Annotated in this window: 16 protein-coding genes; 6 read left to right on the top strand and 10 right to left on the bottom strand. The window is 73.0% G+C overall.

The window, feature by feature from the left end; translation table 11 throughout:
- Nucleotides 1-8: 8 nt before the first annotated feature.
- From AC068B_RS17475 to AC068B_RS17440, 8 genes are all read right to left on the bottom strand, one after another.
- Entirely contained in the window at nucleotides 9-1,286 is a 1,278-nt protein-coding gene (locus tag AC068B_RS17475; protein WP_478672401.1) for an alpha-glucoside ABC transporter substrate-binding protein, read from the bottom strand.
- A complete protein-coding gene (locus AC068B_RS17470) occupies nucleotides 1,283-2,455 on the bottom strand; it encodes a hypothetical protein (RefSeq protein WP_478672400.1) in 1,173 nt (390 codons plus the stop codon). Before AC068B_RS17470 ends, AC068B_RS17475 begins: the two co-directional genes overlap by 4 nt.
- Nucleotides 2,452-3,903 (bottom strand): VWA domain-containing protein, encoded by a 1,452-nt coding sequence (locus AC068B_RS17465; protein ID WP_478672399.1) that lies wholly within the window; start codon nucleotides 3,901-3,903, stop codon nucleotides 2,452-2,454. Before AC068B_RS17465 ends, AC068B_RS17470 begins: the two co-directional genes overlap by 4 nt.
- Nucleotides 3,852-6,344, bottom strand: a complete 2,493-nt coding sequence (locus AC068B_RS17460; RefSeq protein ID WP_478672397.1) for a tetratricopeptide repeat protein — start codon at nucleotides 6,342-6,344, stop codon at nucleotides 3,852-3,854. The genes AC068B_RS17465 and AC068B_RS17460 overlap by 52 nt, the downstream gene beginning before the upstream one ends.
- The gene (locus AC068B_RS17455) at nucleotides 6,341-8,101 is read right to left on the bottom strand and encodes a trypsin-like serine peptidase (protein WP_478672396.1); all 1,761 of its coding nucleotides are present in this window, start codon (nucleotides 8,099-8,101) and stop codon (nucleotides 6,341-6,343) included. The genes AC068B_RS17460 and AC068B_RS17455 overlap by 4 nt, the downstream gene beginning before the upstream one ends.
- Before the next feature lie 198 nt (nucleotides 8,102-8,299).
- Nucleotides 8,300-10,243 carry a transglycosylase domain-containing protein gene (locus AC068B_RS17450; RefSeq protein ID WP_478672395.1) on the bottom strand — a complete coding sequence of 648 codons (1,944 nt, stop codon included), beginning with the start codon at nucleotides 10,241-10,243 and terminating at the stop codon, nucleotides 8,300-8,302.
- 99 nt (nucleotides 10,244-10,342) lie between these two features.
- Complete coding sequence (gene snpA / locus AC068B_RS17445; RefSeq protein WP_478672394.1) at nucleotides 10,343-11,023, bottom strand: snapalysin; 681 nt, start codon at nucleotides 11,021-11,023, stop codon at nucleotides 10,343-10,345.
- A gap of 212 nt (nucleotides 11,024-11,235) precedes the next feature.
- Nucleotides 11,236-12,501, bottom strand: coding sequence for an MFS transporter (locus AC068B_RS17440; RefSeq protein ID WP_478672393.1), 1,266 nt, complete (start codon nucleotides 12,499-12,501; stop codon nucleotides 11,236-11,238).
- Nucleotides 12,502-12,768: 267 nt separating this feature from the next.
- On the opposite strand from AC068B_RS17440, the gene AC068B_RS17435 reads away from it, so the two are divergent.
- On the top strand, nucleotides 12,769-13,209 hold the full coding sequence (locus AC068B_RS17435) for a PPOX class F420-dependent oxidoreductase (protein ID WP_478672392.1): 441 nt from the start codon (nucleotides 12,769-12,771) through the stop codon (nucleotides 13,207-13,209).
- A 4-nt stretch (nucleotides 13,210-13,213) separates the two neighbouring features.
- On the opposite strand, the gene AC068B_RS17430 is transcribed toward AC068B_RS17435, so the two are convergent.
- On the bottom strand, nucleotides 13,214-14,665 hold the full coding sequence (locus AC068B_RS17430; protein ID WP_478672390.1) for a cytochrome P450: 1,452 nt from the start codon (nucleotides 14,663-14,665) through the stop codon (nucleotides 13,214-13,216).
- Between the two features lie 452 nt (nucleotides 14,666-15,117).
- Here AC068B_RS17430 and AC068B_RS17425 point away from each other — a divergent pair, with 452 nt between their 5' ends.
- From AC068B_RS17425 to AC068B_RS17405, 5 genes are all read left to right on the top strand, one after another.
- Complete coding sequence (locus AC068B_RS17425) at nucleotides 15,118-15,834, top strand: hypothetical protein (RefSeq protein WP_478672389.1); 717 nt, start codon at nucleotides 15,118-15,120, stop codon at nucleotides 15,832-15,834.
- A 152-nt stretch (nucleotides 15,835-15,986) separates the two neighbouring features.
- Nucleotides 15,987-16,463, top strand: coding sequence for a response regulator (locus AC068B_RS17420; RefSeq protein WP_478672388.1), 477 nt, complete (start codon nucleotides 15,987-15,989; stop codon nucleotides 16,461-16,463).
- Between the two features lie 96 nt (nucleotides 16,464-16,559).
- Nucleotides 16,560-17,300 carry a class I SAM-dependent methyltransferase gene (locus tag AC068B_RS17415; RefSeq protein WP_478672386.1) on the top strand — a complete coding sequence of 247 codons (741 nt, stop codon included), beginning with the start codon at nucleotides 16,560-16,562 and terminating at the stop codon, nucleotides 17,298-17,300.
- 45 nt (nucleotides 17,301-17,345) lie between these two features.
- Entirely contained in the window at nucleotides 17,346-18,560 is a 1,215-nt protein-coding gene (locus AC068B_RS17410) for a helix-turn-helix domain-containing protein (RefSeq protein ID WP_478672385.1), read from the top strand.
- A gap of 123 nt (nucleotides 18,561-18,683) precedes the next feature.
- Nucleotides 18,684-19,205, top strand: a complete 522-nt coding sequence (locus AC068B_RS17405; protein ID WP_478672384.1) for a hypothetical protein — start codon at nucleotides 18,684-18,686, stop codon at nucleotides 19,203-19,205.
- 363 nt (nucleotides 19,206-19,568) lie between these two features.
- Here the strand turns inward: AC068B_RS17405 and AC068B_RS17400 are convergent, their stop codons facing one another.
- Nucleotides 19,569-20,087, bottom strand: a complete 519-nt coding sequence (locus AC068B_RS17400; protein ID WP_478672382.1) for a P-loop nucleotide/nucleoside kinase family protein — start codon at nucleotides 20,085-20,087, stop codon at nucleotides 19,569-19,571.
- Between the last annotated feature and the right edge of the window lie 96 nt (nucleotides 20,088-20,183).

Raw genomic sequence — 20,183 nt, 5'->3', positions numbered from 1 at the left:
GGGGGCGTTCAGCCGCCCGGCGGGGCGCAGACCCCCGACTCGGGCAGGCGCCCGGGCGCCGCGTCCTTCGCGGCTTCCGTGCGTACGGTGTCCAGCTGGCGCAGGAGCTCGTCGAGGCGGTCGCCCTTCGGGTCTCCGAAGTACTCCAGGACGGCCCGGTGGAACGCGTCGCGCACGCCCGGCGGCATCACGTCCGATGCGTCGAAGCAGAGCGTCCGCGCCCTGCCGGTGAGGATGCCCGCGATGCGCCGTCCCGTCGCGTCGGTCGGCTGGGGGTCGGTCGCGTCGGGGAAGAACGGCTGCAGCCCGTCCGTGGCCCGGTCCCGCCAGAGCGTGCGGGCCCGCTGGCCCGACAGGCGGTCGACGAGGGCGCGGGCCGCCGGGTCGGCGCTGAACACGGCGGCCATGTCGCCCGCCACCTCGTACGCGCCGTCGTGCTCGGCGCCGCCGCCCAGATAGCCCGCCGCCGGGTCGACGCGGACCCGCTCGTGCGCGTACACGTAGCGGATGAAGGCGCTCTGGTGCTCGTGCGTGCAGCGGGGGCCGAGGGAGTCCAGGAGGCCGCGCGGGCCCACGTACGACGTGGTCAGGGACTGGTTGATCGACTTCTTGGTGCGGTCGCCGAGGAGCTCGGCCCAGGTCGTCCACGCCCGGCGGACCCGCGGATCCTGCCAGCGCAGCCGCCCGGTGGCCCACTGCGTGTACGTGGCGGGGCCCTCCTGGTGGAGCAGGATGTCCTCGATCCAGTCGGTGCCCGGCCAGCCGGACGTGGCCTGCGAGGCCAGGCCCACGCACCACTTCGGATCCTTGGCGGGACGGCTCTCCTTGGTCCACACCAGGCTCTTCAGGTCGACCTTCAGCGGCACCCAGTAGGTGCGGCGCCCGCCGTCCACGTCGAGGCGCGGCGCCCAGGGCGGATAGGCGCGGGCAGTGGCGGCGCGGCCGAGCGGGACGAGGTGGCCCGCGCGGGCGTGCTCCACGAGTTCCCCGATGCTGTTGAGGATCGCCACGTCCGGCGGGCCGCCCGCCTCCAGCTGCGCGCCGAGCGTCTCCCGCAGGGAACGCGTGCCCTTGTACGTGTACGACTTTCCCGTGCCGTCGTCGAGGCGGTGCAGCATCGCCTCGAAGGCCTTGCCCTCCGGGCCCGTCCAGGGGCCGAGGACCACGAGCGTCCGGGGCCTCGCGTCTCCGCAGGCGCCCGCGGTGACGGCCAGCAGACAGGTCGCGAGGAAGGCGCGGAACACGGTGCGCGACCGGCCGGTGCGGCGGCGCGTGCGGCGGTTCATGGGGTGGCTCCTGAGCGGGAGATGAGGACGTACTCGCGGCGGTAGGCGTGGAGCGTGGCGCCGGTCAGGGCCGCGCAGAGCAGGCCTGCGGGCGTCACCCACGGCGCGACCCCGTCCAGTGAGGAGAGGCGGCCCGCGGACAGGTCGTGGCGGACGTCTTCGTCCAGGTGGGAGATCAGGAGGGGATCGGGGGCGCCGAACGGCTTCTCGTCACGGGCCGACTCGATCGCCGGTGTCGTCCGCTCGGCGAGGTCCGCCGCCGTCGACACCACGCGCTGCTGCGCCCGGTGGGCGAGCACGGCGTCGGTCGTCAGGAACGGCACGGCGAGCAGCGGCAGGGCGGCCACGAGCAGCGGGAGGCTGACGTACAGGTGCAGCCGGTGGTGCAGGAACAGCTGGGTGCGCCACAGGCCGAACGCGAGGAGCACGAGGGCGACGGCGGAGACGGCCCCCGCGGCGATCACGCGGCCGCCCGGCGCCGCCCGGTCCGCGAGCCTGTCGCGCAGCCGGTCCTCCAGGGCGGCGATGCGGTCGACGACGGACGTCGCGTCGGCACCCGCGCCGCTGTCGGGACGGCAGCGCGGATAGCCGTCCGCGTCGGTCTTCTTCGCGGTCCCCGGAGGCGGGCAGAGCATGCTGCGCGCGTACGAGAGTCCGGCGGCGCGCAGCGTGGGGTCGCCGACGTTGTTCTGCGCGAAGGTGATCCAGGTGCCGTAGTCGGCGACGAGCCCGGAGACCACGTCGAGCTCCTGGCGTTCGACGGTGGTCAGGGCGCCGCTGCGGGCCACCTGGTTGAGGCGCTGCACGGCCCGCGTGGTGCGCGTGGTGTAGCGCCTGCTCATCCCGCTGAGCTGCACGGCCTCCCCGGCCGCCAGGCTCTGAGCCGCCTCGCGGTCGGCGATGCGCAGGGACGTCTCGGCCTCGGCGAGCCCGACGAGCGCGGGCACGAAGCTGTCCCGCAGGACCGCCGAGTCCTCGCGGACGTCCGCGTACGCCCATCCGAACGCGACGGCCACGACGACGGTGAGCAGCGGCAGCGCGACGAGCCGGTCCCGCAAGTACCCACGGTTGCGGGGGTGTTCGGCGAGCGGCACCGGCCAGGCGTACCGGCGCAGGGCGCGCACCGCGTCGGCGGCGATCAGCGGGGCGGCGCGCCACGGGGCCGTCACCGGGCGGCGCCCGGCGGGCGGGGTCCCGGCAGGACGGTCGTGCTGGACTGGATGCGGGCGGCCTCCACGTCGAACTTCGCGATGCGGTACCGGAGTTCGACGGCGCCCCCGGCCGATTCGCGGACGCGGACCAGGCGGCGCAGATGGTCCTGCATGGCGGTGTCGCCCGCCTCGGAGGCGAGCCGCCACGCCGTGCCGAGCAGCGCCTCGGCGGCCGCGCGTCTGCCGAGCTTCAGCTCCGCGCAGGCCTCCTCGAAGGTGCGGTGCAGCTCCTCCTCCTGCCGGTAGTGGGCGACCTGGGGGTCGAGGCGGCTGTAGAGGTCCGCGTCGTCGGTCCAGCGCATCAGCACCGGCTGGGGAGCGGGCAGCCGCGGCGCCGCCGGACCCTCCGCGTCCAGCTCGACCTCCGTGAGCAGGAGCTCCTTCCCGAGTTGGGCGGGGTCGTAGGGGGCACCGACGCAGAGCAGATAGGCGCGGGTCTCCTCGCCGCACGGGCCGAGGTCGTACTCCTGGACCGGGCCGCCCGCGCCCGTCCCGACGCCGGACAGGTCGACGCGGTCGGGGCGGAGCGCGATCCGCGTGGGGTGGACCTGCTCGAAGGAGTGCGGGCGCACCCCGGCGCGGTGGTAGAGGCGCAGCCGCAGCCCCGTGACGTCCCGGTCGGCGGCCCGCCCGGCGAGCGAGGCCAGCTCGTCGGGCAGCCGCGTCAGATCCGCGACGGCGCGGGTGCGACCGCCCAACGTCCTTGCGATCAGCAGGAGTTCATCGGTCTCCCAGGCGTCCCCGATGCCCACGACGTCGCACGCGAAGGCCCGCGCGCACCGCTCGACGCGCTCGTGGAGCTCCGCGCGCGTCTCGTACCCGGGCTCATTCTTGCCGTCGGTGAGCAGCAGCGCATGGCGCACCCAGCCGCCGTCGCCCGCGGCGGGCAGCTCACGGAAGAGCTGCCGGGCACGCTCGAGCCAGGTGCCCATCGCGGTGCCGCCGCCCGGTGTGGTGTCGTGCAGGGCGGCCTCGGCGGCGGCCCGCGACTCGGCGTGCGCGACGGCGAGTCCTGGCCGCCTTGGATAGATCATCGCGGTTCTGTCGCCCCCGGCGACCAGGGCGAAGAGTGCGCCGTCCGGGATGCGGGCCAGTGCGCTGACGGCGGCGGTACGGGCGGCCGCGAGGCGGCTCGGCGGCATCACCATCGAGGAGGAGTGGTCGATGAGCAGGACCTCAGCGAGCCGGGGCCCGGCCGCCCCGGCCGCGCCCGTGGCCGCGGGGTCCCGCGCGGTGGCGGCGGGCGGGGTGTGTGCGGCGCCCGGTCTGCGGACCGTCACCGTGAGGACGGCGTACATCCGCGCCGTCTCCTGCCCGCCCGGTGTGCGGGGGCGGGGCAGCTCGACGACCTGGCTCACCTCCAGGCCGACCGAGGCGGCCAGTTCCTGATCTTCTTGCCCAGCCATGGGAAGTCCTTGCCGAATCGTGTGTGCCGGAGGCCGAAGGGGCGTACCGCGTAGGCGCGGTCCAGGAGGATCTCGGCGAGCGGTATGCAGGGGCCGACGCCGGAATCGGCATCGGTGTACGGCGCGTCCCTGGCCGCCTGATGGGCCAGGACCCGGTAGAAGCGGGAGAGGTCGGTGCGCAACGCCCGTCCGTCGGCGGGGAATTCGAGCAGCGGGTCGGCGTGCGCGGCGACGGCACGCAGCTGGGCGGCGGTCATGCGGGGGCCGTCCGTGTCGCCGCCGGACACCGGCCCCGGCGCCGCCTCCTCGCCGAGCAGCCGGTGCGCCGCGCCCCACACCTCCGCCTTCATCCGTACGCGCGACGCCTCGTCGGTCAGGCCGTGCGCGGAGAAGAGCTGGGCCAGCGCACGCACCGCCGCGCCGAGCCCTTCGGCGTCCCGCGCGTGGTCGACGCGGATGCGCACGGCGGCCGTGCGGGCCGCGGTGCGGTGCCGGGAGTGCTGCGGGACCGCGTCCAGCGCGGCGATGGCGTCGGTGAGGGCGGCGGGGCCGCCGAGGGCGAGCCGGGCCCGGACGGCGCCGAACGCGGCGCTGCCCAGCGAGGGGTTCCGCAGCCTGACCGCCTCGTAGAAGGTCAGGGCCTCGTGGCGGCGCCCGAGCTGCTCCGCGCAGTAGCCGAGGGCCAGCTTCGGCGCGTACTCGCCGGGGATCGCGGCGTACACCCGGTCGAAGTGGCCGCGGGCCTCCGGCACCCGGGAGCGGGCAAGGGCGAGCAGCCCCCGGTGCCAGTCGAGCCGCCAGTCGTGCGGTCCGTACGCGGGCCCTATGGCGTCCTCGGCCAGGGCGAGCGCGGTTTCGGCGCCGGTCAGCTCCCCGTCGTCCCGGCGCAGCGCCACCCGGATCCGCAGCCTGCACCGCAGCAGGTGCACCTCGGGGGAGTCCCGCCAGTCGCCGGTGTGCTGGAGCAGCGCCTCGGGGTCGTCGTCGCCGAGCCTGCTGAGCTCGCCGTGGTGGTCGTCGTCCGGATCGGGGCGCGGCACCGGGAGGCGCCGGGCGACCTCGGCCGGGTCGGGGGCGGGGTGGCCCGGCGCCGACGGCGGGGCGGCCCAGCGCGACACCTCGGGGGCGGCGCCGAGCCCGCCGTCGAGGGCGTGCGCGGACTGCAGGAAGAGCGGCGACGGCTCGAACGTCTCCACGCCCGTCCGCAGGGACCGCAACTCGCGGAAGACACCGCGGAGTTGGTCGTCCATCTCCCGTGCGGTGGCGAAGCGTCCGGCGCGCGCGGTGCGGGTGGCGCGGCGCAGCGCCCTGGCGAGGGAGACCAGGCCGAGCCCGCAGTGGTCCCCGGTGGCGTCGTTCAGCGGGGCGAGCGCCGCCAGGTCCGCCAGGTCGTGGCGGGTCGCCCCGATCCCGCACAGGGTGCGCAGTGTCTCGCCGAGGCTGAACAGGTCGTCCTGCGGGGCGGATTCGCCGTGGGCGCCGACGCTGGGGGCGCGGTAGAGGGCGGTGGTGAGGCCGGGCGCGCCCGCGCGGCGCACGCTGCCGACGTCGACGAGCTTGGTGGTGGAGCCGTCGTGCATGACGTTCGGCGGCTTCAGGTCGCCGTATACCTTGCCGCGCTCGGGGGCGTGCAGATGCGCGAGCGCGGCAAGGATCCGTACTCCGTACGCGAGGACGAACTCCAGGAAGCGGGTGCCGCCGAACTCCTCGGGGTGCTCGTGGGCGCGGGCCCGCACCTCTTCGAGGTTGAGCCCGTCGACGTACTGGAGGACCAGGAAGTCCCCGACCCCCGCGTGGTGCCCGTAGTTGAACACCCGGATGAACCCGTCGTGGTTGAGCTCCACCAGCTCCTTGCGCTCGCCTTCGAGGAGGCTGTACGAGTCCGCGGCGAGCTCGGCGTGCAGCATCTTCACGGCGACCGCGCGGTCGTCGACCTTGGTGTCGTGGGCGAGGCAGACCTCGCCCATCCCTCCGTAGCCGAGCGGCCGCACCAGCCGGTACTGCCCGGCGAGCAGCGTGCCGGGCGGCAGCGGCAGCCCGCTGAGGGCGGCGGGGGCGGCGGGATCGCCGTCGTCGCTGTCCGCGCGGTCCAGGAGGGTGATCTCGGGCAGGACCGTGGGGTCGGGGTGCTCCGGGGGGAGGGCGACGCGGGCGGGGCGGGGCGGGTTGGCGGTGATGCCGGGGCCGACGATCCATTGCTGGGAGGACGGCTCCTGGACCGACGGGGGCGTGGGTGCGGGGGCGGGTGCCGGTGTGGGTGCTGATGACGGCCGCGACTCCGGATCCGATCCCGTTCCGGGTGCCGGGAACACGGCCCCCTCGGGAACGGCGGAGTGCAGCCCGGTCTCGGGATCGAGGCGCTCGCCGCTGGCCAGGCAGTACCCCGTCGGCGTCACCGTGCCCGAACAGCCCGGGTGCGGGCAGGTCTTGACCGGCGTCACGCGTCACCGTCCGCCTCTGCGAGCCGCCGCACGACGCGCGCGAACGCCGTCACCGCCCGCTCGGCGTCGGCCAGCGGGCAGGGCCCCGCGAGCAGGAGCTGCTGTGCCGCGCGGTAGGGCCCGACCGCGTCTGGGTGCTCGGCGAGACCGCGCCGGGCCAGCCGCGCCAGGTGGTCGCGGAGCAGCCCGCGCAGCCGCAGGTGCTCGTCGAGCACCCCGCGCAGCTCGCTCTCGGCCCGCTCGGCCCGCAACAGATAGGTGTCCACGGCCTGTTCGGCGTACGAGAGCTTCTCCAGGAAGCGCGGTCCGCCCCGGCCCGTCAGCGGGCGCAGCTCATTGCTGAGCTGGACCCTCCACAGGGCGGCCCGTGCCGCGTACCCGGTGGCGACCGGCGGGTCGACGACGTGCGGTTCGACGCGGCGGAAGAGGCGCCGGGCGCTGCGTTCGGCGTCGGCGAGCGCGTCGACGCGGGTGCCGATCCGCTGGAGCCACTGCGCGGCACGCTCGACGGGCAGCAGCTTCTCCGCGAGGGCGTAGGTGAAGCCGTGCGTGCTGGAGCGCACCACGAGCAGCAGTCTGGCACCGGAGTCGGCCAGTTCGCCGAGTGCCTTGGCCGCGGCGGCCGGTTCGGTGGCGGACCGGTCGGCGTAGAGCACGGCGACGGCGGGGCGCCGCCGCGGGGCCGTGTGCCGTCTGCCCGCGTGGCGCAGCTCGTGCCGCAGGACGGCGAGGGCCTCGCGGAGCTCCGGCCGTCCGGGGTCGTCGAGGGCGGCGCCCTCCAGGTCGAGGACGAGGCCGATGCTGCCGACGCGGGGTGCGATACCGGCGCGGGACAGGAGCGAGTCGTTGCCGTCGAAGGGGTCGCCGCCGTCGTGCGGGCCGTCGCCCGGCTCGACGGGCCGGACCGCCAGCTGCGGGGACTGCTCGCGGTCGGCCATGTTCAGGACGACGTACAGCGCCTGCCGTGCCCGGTCGTCGTCCTCGGCGATGAAGAGGACCTCGGTGTCCCAGGCGTCCGCGTCCCCGTTCAGCCAGCGCGTGACGGTGCGCTGCAGCCCGTGCGGGCGGGCCGTGCGGGCGGCGTCGGCCGAGACGACGCGGTGGCCGGGGATGGCGTGCGGCCCGGTCACGTGCCGCTCGGCGAACCGCCGGAAGTACTTGGCGACGGTGGCCGCCGGGATCATGTACCCGTGCTCGCCCCGCTCGTCGGCCTGCGCCAGGATGCCGAGCAGCCGGTCGGTGCCCTCCTCCCGCACGCCCGCCCCGCTGAACCCGCCCCGCAGCCCCTGCCCGGAGCCCGCCCCCGTCAGGTCGATCTGCACCCGCTCGTCGCCCTCCCCGCCGGGCCCCCTGCAGACCCCGGTGAGCCACTGCCCGCCCGACTGGTGCTCGGGGAACCCGTCGATGAGGACCGTGGCGCCCCGGTAGTCGAGCGTGCGGTGCAGCGCGACCGGCGAGGGCAGGGGCGCCGCGTCGTCCAGGACGAGGACCGCGAGGTCGCCCTGTGCCTTGCCGAAGGCGGGCACCCAGTGGCCCGCCTCCACGGTCGCGGTGCGGTGCGGGGTCCTGGTCAGGCCCTGGAGCAGCGGGAACTCGACCTGCACGCGGTCGGGCCGAAGCCCGGTCGCCGGATCGCGGATCACATGGGCGCAGGTGAGCACCCGGCCGGTGCCGAACAGCACCCCGGCGCCCAGCACGTCACCGCTGCCCGAGGCTGCCCAGTGCCGCAGCCGGACCCGCCAACTCGAATGATCCATCGGAGAGTTGACGCCCCCGTCCGCGGTTCCCGCATCCCCCTCCATGTCTCCTCAGAATAGGTGCGGGGACGGCCAAAGGCTCCTGGGCTGCAAGGGGATGCAGGGGGAGTCCGGGGGGAGCCAGGAGCAGCACCGCGCACGCTCGGAGCACGGAGAGCGCGCGTGGAGAGCACGGAGAGAGCGCGGCCGGAGCGCGCGCTACCCCGCGTACTCCTGCCAGATCCGCGGCGGCAGCACGTTGCCGCGCTCCGACTTCTTCCCGCCCACGCCCGACAGTGGAAGGAGCTGCGGCTCGCCGGGCCGCAGCCGGAACAGCGTCACCGCCGTCGACAGGTCCTTCGTGAAGCCCGTGAACCAGGCCGACTTGAGGCGGTCCTGGTCGCCCGTGCGGCCCGCGGCGACGTCCACGCCGAGGTGTTTGCCCGCCGAGCGCAGCGCGTCGGAGACCTCCTGGGCCACCTGCGGGTCCAGCGCGCGCCGGGACGACGGAGGGGCCAGGCCGGGCAGGGGCTCGCCGTCCTTGAGGACCTTCGTCACCGAGTAGGGGTCGCGCTGCACCCCGTCGCTCGCGAACGTCCCGTACGCGGTGGCCATGCGGATCGCGCTCGGTGTGGAGGTGCCGATGGAGAACGTCGGCTCCAGGCGGCCCATGCTCTGGCGCAGCAGACCGGCGGCGACCGCGGTCCGGCGCACCATGTCCTGGCCGACGTCCTTGCCCAGGCGTACGTACGTCGCGTTGCCGCCGGACACCAGTGCCTCACGCAGCGTCGGGCGGTCGGGGTCGGGGGAGCCGTCGGACCGTTGCAGGGAACCGTCGGCCGCGTAGTGGCTGTCGGCCAGGACGCTCCGCCGCACTCCGGCCACAGGGCTCCTGGCGGGCGCGATCTCGGCGACCGGCAGGTCACGTGCCGTCACCCCGTGCTGCAGCGCGGCGGCCAGCACGAACGGCTTGAACGCCGAGCCCACCGGGACCCCGGACGTGTCGGCGTTGTTGGTGAAGTGCTCGGTGGCGTCGGGCCCGCCGTACAGCGCGACGAGCGCCCCGTCGGAGGGTCGCACGGAGGCCGCGCCGACCTGCACGTACCGGTCGGCCGGGCGCTTCTTCGGGTCGAGGTCGCGCGCGACGACGCGCCGCACGGCCCGCTCCAGGCGGCGCACCTTGACCTTGTCGAAGGTGGTGTGGATCTCGTAGCCGCCGCGGGCCAGCTCCTCGTCGGTGAGGCCGGTGTGCTGCTTGACGTACCGGTTCGCGACGTCGACGAGGTAGCCGGTCTGGCCGCCGAGGCTGGTGGAGCGCGACCGGCTGCGGGGCTCGGGGAAGGTGCGGTACTTCGCCCGCTCCTTCTTCGTCATCAGGCCGACCCCGACCTGCCGGTCCAGGATCCACGCCCAGCGCTGCCGCGCCCGCTCGTGGTTGGCGGCGCTCACCGCCGGGTCGTACAGGTCGGCGCCCTTCAGCATGGCGGCGAGCATCGCGCTCTGGCTGGGGTTCAGCTTCTTCGCGGGGATGCCGTAGTACGCGTGGGCGGCGGCCTCGATCCCGTTGGCGCCGCGCCCGAACCAGCTGGTGTTGAGGTAGCCCTTGAGGATCTCGTCCTTGCTCTTCTTGCGGTCCACCTTCAGCGCGATCACGAACTCCTTGACCTTCCGCGTGACCGTCTGGTCCTGCGAGAGGTAGGTGTTCTTCACGTACTGCTGGGTGATGGTGGAGCCGCCCTGGGTCTCCCGGCCGCGGACCATGTTCACGGTGGCGCGGGCCAGGCCCTTGGGGGAGACGCCGGAGTCGTCGTAGAAGGTCTCGTTCTCGGCGGCGATCACCGCGTGGACGGCGGACGGCGCGATCTGGTCCAGCTCCACGTTCTGCCGGTTGACCTCGCCGGTGCTCACCATCTGGGAGCCGTCCGACCAGTAGTAGACGTTGGCCTCGCGGCGGGCCGCCGCGTTCTCGTCGGGGATGTCGACGCTGACGTACACGCAGACGAAGAGCACGGCGACGGCGGTGACGAAGAGCCCCGTCGTGCCGAGGAGCAGGCGCCACGACGGGAGCCAGCGCCGGACGCCGCTCCTTCCGGCGCGCGGGTAGTCCACGATCCGTCGCCGGCCGCGGCGACGCGGCTTCTTCCCCTGAGCATGTGTACCCATGCCGGAGGAGAGCGCGCCGCACGCGGCCGGGTTGGCCCGGAGGCCGTTAGCGGTACGTAACAGTCCGCCTGTGCCAGGTCGCGGGGGAGGCCGCGCGGGTCAGCGGACCTTCGTCAGCGCGCCCTTGTCCTTGAGGGTGGCCAGGCCGTTGGCCCAGAGCTGGTTGACCCTCGACCGCTCCTGCGTGTTCGGGTACGCGTTGGTGCAGGACGTGCCGGGACCGCCACCGGACATCAGCTCGCTGCACGGACCCGAGTAGTGGTCGGGAAGACCGAGCACGTGGCCCGTCTCGTGCGCCGTCACACGCGTCGAGTTGTACTGCTGGTTCTGCCGGTAGTCCAGGAAGATGTACCCACGGCCGTGCCCGTCGGTGGAGGCGTACGAGCCACGCGAGTCATTGCCCTCGCGGTACTGGAAGTTACCGGTCGAGCTGGTCTCCTGCAGCTTCACGTTGCTGACCGAGGAGTTCCAGATCTGCGTGCTCTGGGCTATCTGGCTGCGGAAGCTGGGCGCCCGGCTGGTGTTGTAGGTGACGGTGACGACCTGGATGCCGGGCTTCGCGGCCTGCTTCTTCAGCGCCGACTTCATGACGGCGTCGAAGAACTGCCGGTTGGCGGCCTGATCCTCGGCCGATCCCACGTACGCCGACGTGGCGTACGTGGAGGTCGGCTTGACCGTCTCGGGCGCCGGGGCCGCGAGCGCCGAGGGCGCGGCGGCCAGCGAGGCCACGAGGGCGGCCGAGCCGAGGGCGGCGAGGAGGCTGACTCTGGATCTGTTCATGGGGGTGTCCCTTCCGGGAAGGCCGGGATAGCCGGTACGCCCGGGGTGTCCGGGCTGCCGGGACCCGAGGCCTGCGGGTGCGGCCTCCGGTCGGGACGAGTATCGGGAGGCCGGGGCGCATTCGGAACGATGTCATTCGGCGATAACGTCAAAGCATCAACTGGTTGGCGTACGAAGTGGGTTGCCCTATTCCGCCTGCCGCCCGCCCCTCGCTACCGCACCCGTCTGATGCGGTGGATGTCGCGCACGCACAGGTTGAGGAGGGTGGCGGCGACGATGATCCCCGTGCAGACGGCGAGTACGGACCGGTCGGCGAACACCGGCGAGACGAGCGCGACGACGAGATAGCCGAGCGGGATCGCGAGGCGCTCGCCGACCTGGTTGAAGGAACTCATGCGCCCCAACTCGCCTTCGGGAACGTTCTGTTGGAACGCCGTAACCCACGTGACGGCCGCGACGTCCAGCGTGACGCCCGCCAGGACGGCGGCGAGCAGCAGCCAGGGCAGCGGAAGCCCGAGCGCGAGTCCCGCCAGGGGCAGCGCGAGCCCCGAACTCGCGGCGACGGCCACGACGAGCAGCCGCTCCGGCTTCCACCGCAGACACACCACGGTCCCCGCGAGGAGCCCCAGGGCGAACGCGCCCTGGACGAGCCCCCAGGTGCGGGCCCCCTCGTACTCCTGCTCGGTGACGACGGGACCGAGCAGCTGATAGCCCGCGAGCCACGCGGCGACGAGCACGGTCCCCGCCGCCGTGTACGTCCACAGCCAGGTCCGCGACCAGAAGCCCGACCAGCCCTCCCGCAGATCGGCGAGGGCGCTGCCCTTCGACACCGGGGCGCCGAGCCGCAGCCCGAGCAGCAGCAGGGCCGCGACGGCGAACGTGAGCGCGTCGAAGCCCAGCGCCCAGGCGGGCCCGCTCGCCGCGACGACCAGCCCGCCGACCACGGGCCCGACCACCTTGACGGCGTTGGTGGGCAGTCGGAGCAGGGCGTTGGCCTGCTGCAACTGGTCCGGTGCGACGAGCTGGGTGACCACGCCCTGCGCGGCGGGCGTGGTGAACGCCACCGCCACCCCCGACACGAACCCGCAGGCCGCGATCGCCCCGGTGCTCGCGTGCCCGGTCGCCACCACCAGGGCGAGGGCGCCCTGCGCGGCCGCGGCGAGCAGATTGCCGAGGAACAGCAACCGGCTCCGGGACAGCCGGTCGGCGAGGACGCCGCCGACGAGCAGGAAGGCGACGGTCGGCACGGTGTTGGTGGCCAGCACGAGTCCGAGCGCCCCGGCGCCGCCGCCCGCGCCGATGACCGCGTAGGCGAGGGCGAGCGGTGCCATCGCGGACCCGGTCGCGGAGACGAGCTGGGCGAGGACGAAGCGGCGGAAGGCGGGGATGTGAAGGGGGGAGCGGGGGGAGGCGGGGGCGGCGGCGGAGGTGGGGGGTGGTGGGGGTCCCTGTCCGGCTGCGGTCTCGGTCTCGGTCATGGCTTCCCTGGTCCCCCGGCGATGTTGGTGTCGGCCCGGCGGGCAGCTTAGGTGGGGTGGGGCGGCTGGGTGGGGGAGGGGTGGTGCTGCGGTCGCTGTGTCGCTGCGTGCGGAGGTGACGCAACCTCAGAGTGGTGTGGTGGCACGGGAATTACGGGGGCCGGGGAGGAATTGCTGTTGAGGCAGGGTTCCTTCGAAGCCTTCACTTCGATGGCGCCGCCTCGCGTCCCGCCCCGTCAGCCCGTTCCGCCCCCTGAGAGGCCCTCCGTGTCCGACACCCCCGCCCCCGCCTTCGACCCCCGCGCACTCCTCGCCGCGTCCCGCCTCGGCATCCTCGCGACCATCAAGACGGACGGCCGCCCCCAGCTCTCGCCCGTCACGCCCTTCTACGACAGGGAGGCGGACGTCCTCCACGTATCGATGACCGAGGGCCGCGCCAAGACGGCGAACCTGCGCAGGGACCCGCGCGCCACGCTGGAGGTCACAAGTCCCGACGGCCGCTCGTGGGCCACCATCGAGGGCACGGCGACCCTCACGGGCCCGGGTACCGACCCCGAAGGCCCCGAGGTGGAGGCGCTCGTCCGCTACTACCGCCTGGCGGCCGGGGAGCACCCGGACTGGGACGAGTACCGCGCGGCGATGGTGGCCGACCGCCGCGTGCTGATGACGATGACGGTCGACCACGTGTACGGCGAGCGGCTCGGCTGAGACGTCAGCGGTTGGGGCCCCGGCCGCCCGCACGCGGAGTGACGGTCATGGGGATGTCCTCGGCGGCCCACAGCACGAACCGTTCGACGGGCGTCACCTCGTGCCCCTCGACGGCCCGGAACCGGAACCGCTTGAGCAGCACGGCCAGCATCAGCTGGGCCTCGACCATGGCGAGCCCGGCGCCCTCGCAGCTGCGCGACCCGATCCCGAAGGGGATGTGCGCGAGCCGCGGCCGCTCCGCCACGGCCTCCGGGGTGAAGCGCTCGGGCACGAACTTCTCCGGCTCGGGCCAGTGGTCGGGGTTCATGTGCACGGCCCAGAAGGGGTAGAAGACGGTGGTGCCGACGGGGATCTCGTACTCGCCGTCGGCGCCCAGCACCATGTCCTCGGTCGTCTCCCTGGCCCCGTAGGGGCCGGGCGGGTAGAGCCGCATCGACTCCTTCAGGACCATGTCCAGATACGTGAGCCTGCGCAGGTCGCCGTAGTCGGGCGCCGAGCGGTCACCGAGGACGCGGTCGAGCTCCTCGGTCACGCGCTCGGCGACTTCGGGGTGGCGGCCCAGCAGGTGCAGGGTCCAGGAGACGGCGACGCCGGTGGTGTGGTGGGCGGCCAGCATCGTCACCATGACGGTGTCGCGGATGCGGGCGGGGGACGTACCGGCGGCGAGGAGGGCCCCGATGAGATCGCTGCGGTCGCCCCGGCCGCTCTGGTCGCTCCAGCCACTCCAGTCGCCCCGGCCACTCCCGTCGCCGCGGTCGCTCTGCGGGGCGTCCCCGTGCGCGGCGACGACGCGGTCGACGGTGCCCCGCAGGTAGGACAGCGCGAGCTCCGCCCGCTTCATGCCCTCGTCCGCCTCGCCCTCCTCCGCCCGGTAGGTCCGCCCCAAGTACTCGGTGAGTACGACTTCGAACGCGTCGACGACCTTCTCCGGCTCGACGACCCCTCCATCGGCGCCCCCCAACGCATAGGCGCAGATCATCCGCAGCGAGAGCGCGGTCAGATCCTTCTGAAGAAAGACGGGGGAAACGGAAGAGACGGGGGAGCCGGGCTCGTCACCGCTCCGCTCCCAACGGTCCGCGAGCGCCTCCACCAGCGCGACGAACTCCCCGAAGTGCCGTTCGTGCGAAGGCCGTCCGGCGAACACCTCCAACAGCACGCGCCGCCAGGGCCCGTGCTCCTCGGCCCCGATGACCTGGAGGTTCCCGGCCTCGCAGAGGGGTTCGAGAAAAGCGAACAGCGGCGCGGGCCGCTCGTCGATCCGGGCGGTGTCCTCAAGCAGCAGAGGATCGGAGACGGACACGGCGACGCCCGCGCCCGGCAACTGGAACCGCACTACGGACCCGTACTCGGCATGCAGCCGCAGTTGATAGAGATGCAGCCCACCCGCGGCCGAGATCGCCCCGACCCCACCGTCCTCGCACAGCTCGGGCCCAGGAATCCGCAGGGCACTACCCATGGCACTACCTCCGTAACGACGACGATCACAGCTGCCCTCAGGCCAACGAATCGCGCAGGTACGGCGCCAGGACGTTTTCGGCCAGTAAACTGCGCGCGCTCAGAAGAGCCGAGAAGCGTCCAAGAAGCACCCAAGAAGCACCCGAGAAGCACCCAAGAAGTACTCAACAAGTGCTCAAGAAGCGTCGGCAAGAGCCGAGGAAGAGGCGGGGAAGACCCATGGCACACGGGGGATACCAGGGTTGGGGACCGGCGAACGGCCAGCCACAGGGAGGCGGCCCCCCGCCCCCGCACCCGGGCACGAACCACCCGCACGTCCCGGCCCCCTACGCACCCCCGAACCCCTACCCGAACCCTCACCCACACCCGTACCCGCCGCACCCTCACCCGCCACGGCCCGCCCGGCGTCGGCGCACCCTCTGGGGATTCCTGTTCGTCTCACCGCTGGTCCCGGTGATCCGTTCCGCCCGCCGCCGCGCCGAGGCGATCTTCAACCAGCCCGGTGCGGGCCGCGTCGAGGACCGTCTGGTGACGCAGGTCCAGCTGTGGCGCGCGATCGTGGGCGCGGCGGCGAGCCTCTTCCTGATCTACGCGTACGGCGCGGACGAGGGCTGGAGCGGAGTCGCCAACGACGGCGTGGTGAAGCTGATCCTGGCCCCGCTGCTGCTCATCTTCACCGGACCGCTGGTGGTGCTCGGCTTCATCCGTTACGCGCCCGCCGACCAGCGTCGCGTCCTGCGCTCCCGGCTGGGCGCGCCGCTCAAGGCGGTGGGCTGGTACGTGGGAATCCTGGTGGGGGTGGTCCTGGTCCTGGTGGGCAGCGCCCTGCTCCTCAAGCAGAACTACGGCACGCTCCTGAACGGCCTGGTGGCCCTCGCCCTGCTCATCGGCCTGATCTGGCTGCTCCCGTTCCTCGCCTTCGCCTCCGCGTACGCGGCCCGCTACGCCTTCAACACGTCCAACGTGCACGCCGCCCTCCCGGCCGCGCTCACCGTCGTACTCGTCTGGGAGCTGATGCTCTGCAGCGTCGCGCTGGACGGCGGCCTGCCGCACGGCCCCCCGGCGGCGCAGTGGGGCGCGATCCTGGGCGGCCCCGTCTCCGTGACGGCGGTGGCCCTGTGGGAGCTCCACCGCATGCGCACCCGCCACGGAGTCCGCATCCGCACCTGAGTACGGGAGCCGGAGGGCGGGAGGGGGGCGCTTTTTTCTCTGTTGCTGCTGATACTGCGGTCATGAACATAGTTACGGCCCGTGTGGTGACACACGGATTACGCACCCCGGTGTCGGTTTAGCGTGGATACCGACAGAGGGGGCCTCCGTCCATGCTGACCAACTCCGTGATCCTCGTCGTCGACGACCACAAGGACACCCTGTTCGCGCTGGAGAGCGCGCTCGCCCCTCTCGGCTACCCCCTGGTGAGTGCCTCCAGCGGCGACGACGCCCTCAGGGTGATCCTGCGGGGGAACGTCGGGCTGATCCTGCTCGACGTACGCATGCCGGGCGTGAGCGGCCTCGACGTCGTGCGCTACGTGCGCCGCCTGGAGCAGACCCGCGCCATACCCATCGTCCTGCTGACCGGCTTCGACGTCAGCCGGGAGATCTCCGCCACGGCGTTCCGGCTGGGCGTGGCGGACGTGGCCCTGAAGCCGATAGACCCCCTGACGCTCCGTACGAAGGCCCGCTACCTCTTCGAGACGTACGGGCAGATCAGGTCCATGCAGCGGGAGATCGACGAACTGCGGGCCCAGGTGAAGTCCGGAGTCATCACGCCGACGCGCGACGGCGCGCGGGACGAGTGACGCACAGAGCCCCGCGCGCGGTGCCCGGAGGGGGCGTGAGGGGCCAGGACCCTAATCGGGTTGACCACCCCCGGCAGCCACTGCTGGAGTCGGCGCGTGGACAGCATCCCCGCCAACCGGCGGCTCTGGAACCGGATCAGCAACGACTACCAGCACGAGCACGACCCGCAGATCGGCGCCGCACCCCGGCTGTGGGGCATGTACTCCATCCCCGACGCGCACCTGCAAGCCCTGGGCGACGTCACCGGCAAGCGAGTCCTCGAACTCGGCTGCGGCGCGGGTCAGTGGTCCAGGGCGCTCGTCGCCGAGGGCGCCACCGTGGTCGGGCTGGACCTGTCCGAAGCCCAACTCGCCGCAGCGGTAAGCGCGATGGGAGGATCCCGCTACCCGCTGGTGCAAGCCGCCGCCGAACAACTCCCCTTCGCCGACGACAGCTTCGACCTGGTGTTCTGCGACTTCGGCGGGCTCAGCTGGGCGCCCCCGCACCTGGCGGTCCCACAGGCCGCACGCGTCCTGCGCCGAGGCGGGCGCCTGGTGTTCAACGTCGCCAGCCCCTGGTTCGAAGCGTGCTACGACGAAGCCGCCAGCCGCGTGACCACGACGCTGCAGCAGAACTACTTCGGCCTGAACAGCATCGCCGAAGGCGACGACGCGACCAGCTATCAGCTCACCTACGGCGACTGGGTCAGGGTCCTGCGCGGCGCGGGCCTCATCATCGACGACCTCATCGAACCGCGCCCGGCCCCCGAAACACCCAACGGCTACAACAAAACCACCCCGCCCGACTGGGCACACCGCTGGCCAGCGGAACTGCTCTGGGCAACCCACAAACCGTAAGCTCCGCCGCGCCGAGACGTACCGCCCCCGGCGTACCGTGGCGGCGTGGCAGATGAAGACCTGGGACGGACCCTTCGCCGCTTGCGCCGCCTGGCTGGCCTGACGCAAGAGGAACTGGCGGAGCGCTCGAGCGTGTCCTTCGACGTCATCCGGCAGCTGGAGCAGCAACGGAAACACTCGGCGCGGTTGCCCACGCTGCACGCGCTGGCGAACGGCCTCGGCGTGGAGCTGACGACTCTCCTCGGCGACCCCCCTGCCGTCGCTTCGACCGGGGAGAACGACGGGCCGCGCTTCGTGGCGGTACGGCGCGCCATCATGCCGCTGCTCTGGGCGCCGGAGCCCGAGCCGCCGGGGCCCGGCTTCTCGCTGAGCGGCCTGCGTGAGCAGATCGCGGACAACTGGACGCAGTACCACTCCGCCGAGTTCGACACGGTGATGAAGGCTCTGCCCGGCATGATTTCCGACGCGCGCTCGGCCACGGTCTCAGACGACGGCGACGACCGCGGCGCCGGTTTCGCCGCGCTGGGCAAGGCCCTCCAGCTGGCCGGGCACGTCGCTGTGCGGATGGGAAAGACGGATCTCGCGCTCATCAGCCTGGAGCGGGCCATAGACGCTGCGGGCCGGTCCTCCGACGCCCTGCTGCGCCCGATGATCGTCAACTCCGTCGCATGGACGTACCAGCGGCAGGGGCGCCTTGGCGACGCCCTGAGCATCGCCCTGCGCGCAGCGGACGACACCAAGGACGGCGGGCACACGGCCACCGCCGACGGCCTGAAGGTCTGGGGAGCCCTGACCATGTCCGCCGCCACGTCGGCCGCGCGCAGCAACGACTACGAGCGGGCAGCCGAGTTGATGGCGAACGCGGAGACCGAGGCAGCCCGTGTGAGCAAGCTGCCGCAGGGCGGCGACAGCCGTATGGTCAGCGTCTTCAGCCCGTCATCCGTACGCATCGAGCGGGTCCGCCTGGCCGTTCAGTACGGACGTCCCGAGGAAGCGCTGAAGCTGGCCAAAGGCATGCGGCTGAGTGCGGACACGCCGCCCTCGTGGCGCACGTGGCTGCTGCTGGACGTGGCCCGGGCCCACACGGACCTCGGAAGCGCGGCAGAGGCCGTGAAGGCTCTGGAGTCACTTCGCCGTGTCGCGCCGACCTGGATGCAGCACCACACGCTGGCCGTAGCCATCGTGCGCGACCTCTGGGCACTCCCCAATCACCCCGTCGGCCTGCGCCCGTTGGCGGAGTTCCTGGGCGTCGCCGATTAGCGTCGGGAAAGTAGGACACTACGTCCCTGTGACGCTGTGTAGCGACCCGGTTTCATTGGCCGGACAGAGCCCCGGCGATCGTGCGAGCGGCCGCCGGGCATGGCCGACCGGGCAGGAGTCGACATGGCTGAGATGACGGGCGCCGCCCTCGGCGCGGGACGTGGCGATTCCCCGAGGCTGGTGAGCGCCGCGTTCGACTGGCTGGCACGCGCACAGGACGAGCCGCGCCGGGCCCGGTGGGAGTGGGCGGAGCACGGGATCGCGCTGTTGCCTCTCGGTACGAGGTTCAACGCGGTGTGTCTGCCCGCGCGGCTCGTGTACGCGGCGGCCGGAACCGATGACCTGGACATCGTGACCGCGACGCTGGCCGAGCTGCTCAACGGGCCGGTCATCCACAACCGCGTTCAGCACCAGTACTACGCGCTCGTCCAGCCAGCCCCCACGATGCGGTGGATGCAGGCGTACGGCGAGGCCCCGATGCTGGGCACCGGCCACTTCCTGTCCGTCCCGGCGTCCGACCTCCGCGGCCCGACCGGCCTGTACTGGGCGGTGCGCCCCCGCATCGTCGGCGACCTGTGCCCCGCCCAGTCCATCGCCGCCCTGGTACACATCGCCCGCAGCGAGTCCGACCGGAGGCGGCGGTGACCCTCACCGAGACGACTCCCGAGGAGCGGCAGGCGCAGCGGGCGTACGCGAACCTCCTCGCCCACTTCGACGGCTGCGCGCCCTGTCGGACCACGAACTACTGCGAGGCGGGTGAACGACTGCGCCGCGCACACCGGGCCACGCGCTGCGCTCTCCACCGGACCACAGCCAGTACCGGAGTGAGCGGCCCGCATTCGCCTGAGGCGGCAGCCCCACCCACCCCAGCCCCAGAACCCCGTCCCACCTGGAGCGGACAGCAACCCTGACGGCACGCGCATGATCGCCACCAGCGACGACAAGGACCCGGCCGCCCCGGTAGGGCCGATTCCTGCCGCGCGGAGCTCGGGAGATCGCCCCGGCCTCCTACCCGGTGTGCCGCCCTGAGCCGCCGACAACCCAGTCGGCCACGGCCGCAGCGACCTCCGCAGGGCTGCGGCCGGCGCTGGTGAACTCCCGGTCCACCGCGGCCCGGAGTTCTTCGGCGTCCTTGATCGCTTCCTCGACCTCGTCGGACTCCCAGCCGCGAGCGGCGAGGCGGGTGCGCCGGTCGGCGTCGGTGCAATCGAGCCGTGCCCAGTCAGTACGCGGCGGGTCCACGGCGCCCTCGGCCGCGCTCGCCCATTCCTCGGGCGTCAAAGGGCACAGGAGCAGCACCGGCCCGCCGGTCCGGAGCATCATCCCCGCGACCTTCACCCAGAGCCTGTTGTAGGCGGGCCACACGGCACTCGCGGTGGGCGAGGTGATGTCGATGCCCATCAGGCTGCCGTCGGGCTCCGGGAGCTCGTCGAAATCCGCGGTGGCGAACGGGTAGTCCTTCAAGTGGCTCAGGAGCGTGGACTTCCCGGCTCCGGGAGCGCCCGTGATGACGTGCAGCTTCGACAAACCCTCTTCGCTCCGGTTCGCAGTGATGTTCCTGTGGCTCTTCGCCTTTTGTACTCGTGTCCCACTCACCCGGCCAGCCCTGGGCCCGCACACCCC

The sequence above is a fragment of the Streptomyces sp. NPDC042371 genome (assembly GCF_056437465.1).
The sequence above is the reverse complement of the archived record's forward strand: the minus strand, read 5'-3'. Positions and strand labels throughout refer to the sequence as shown.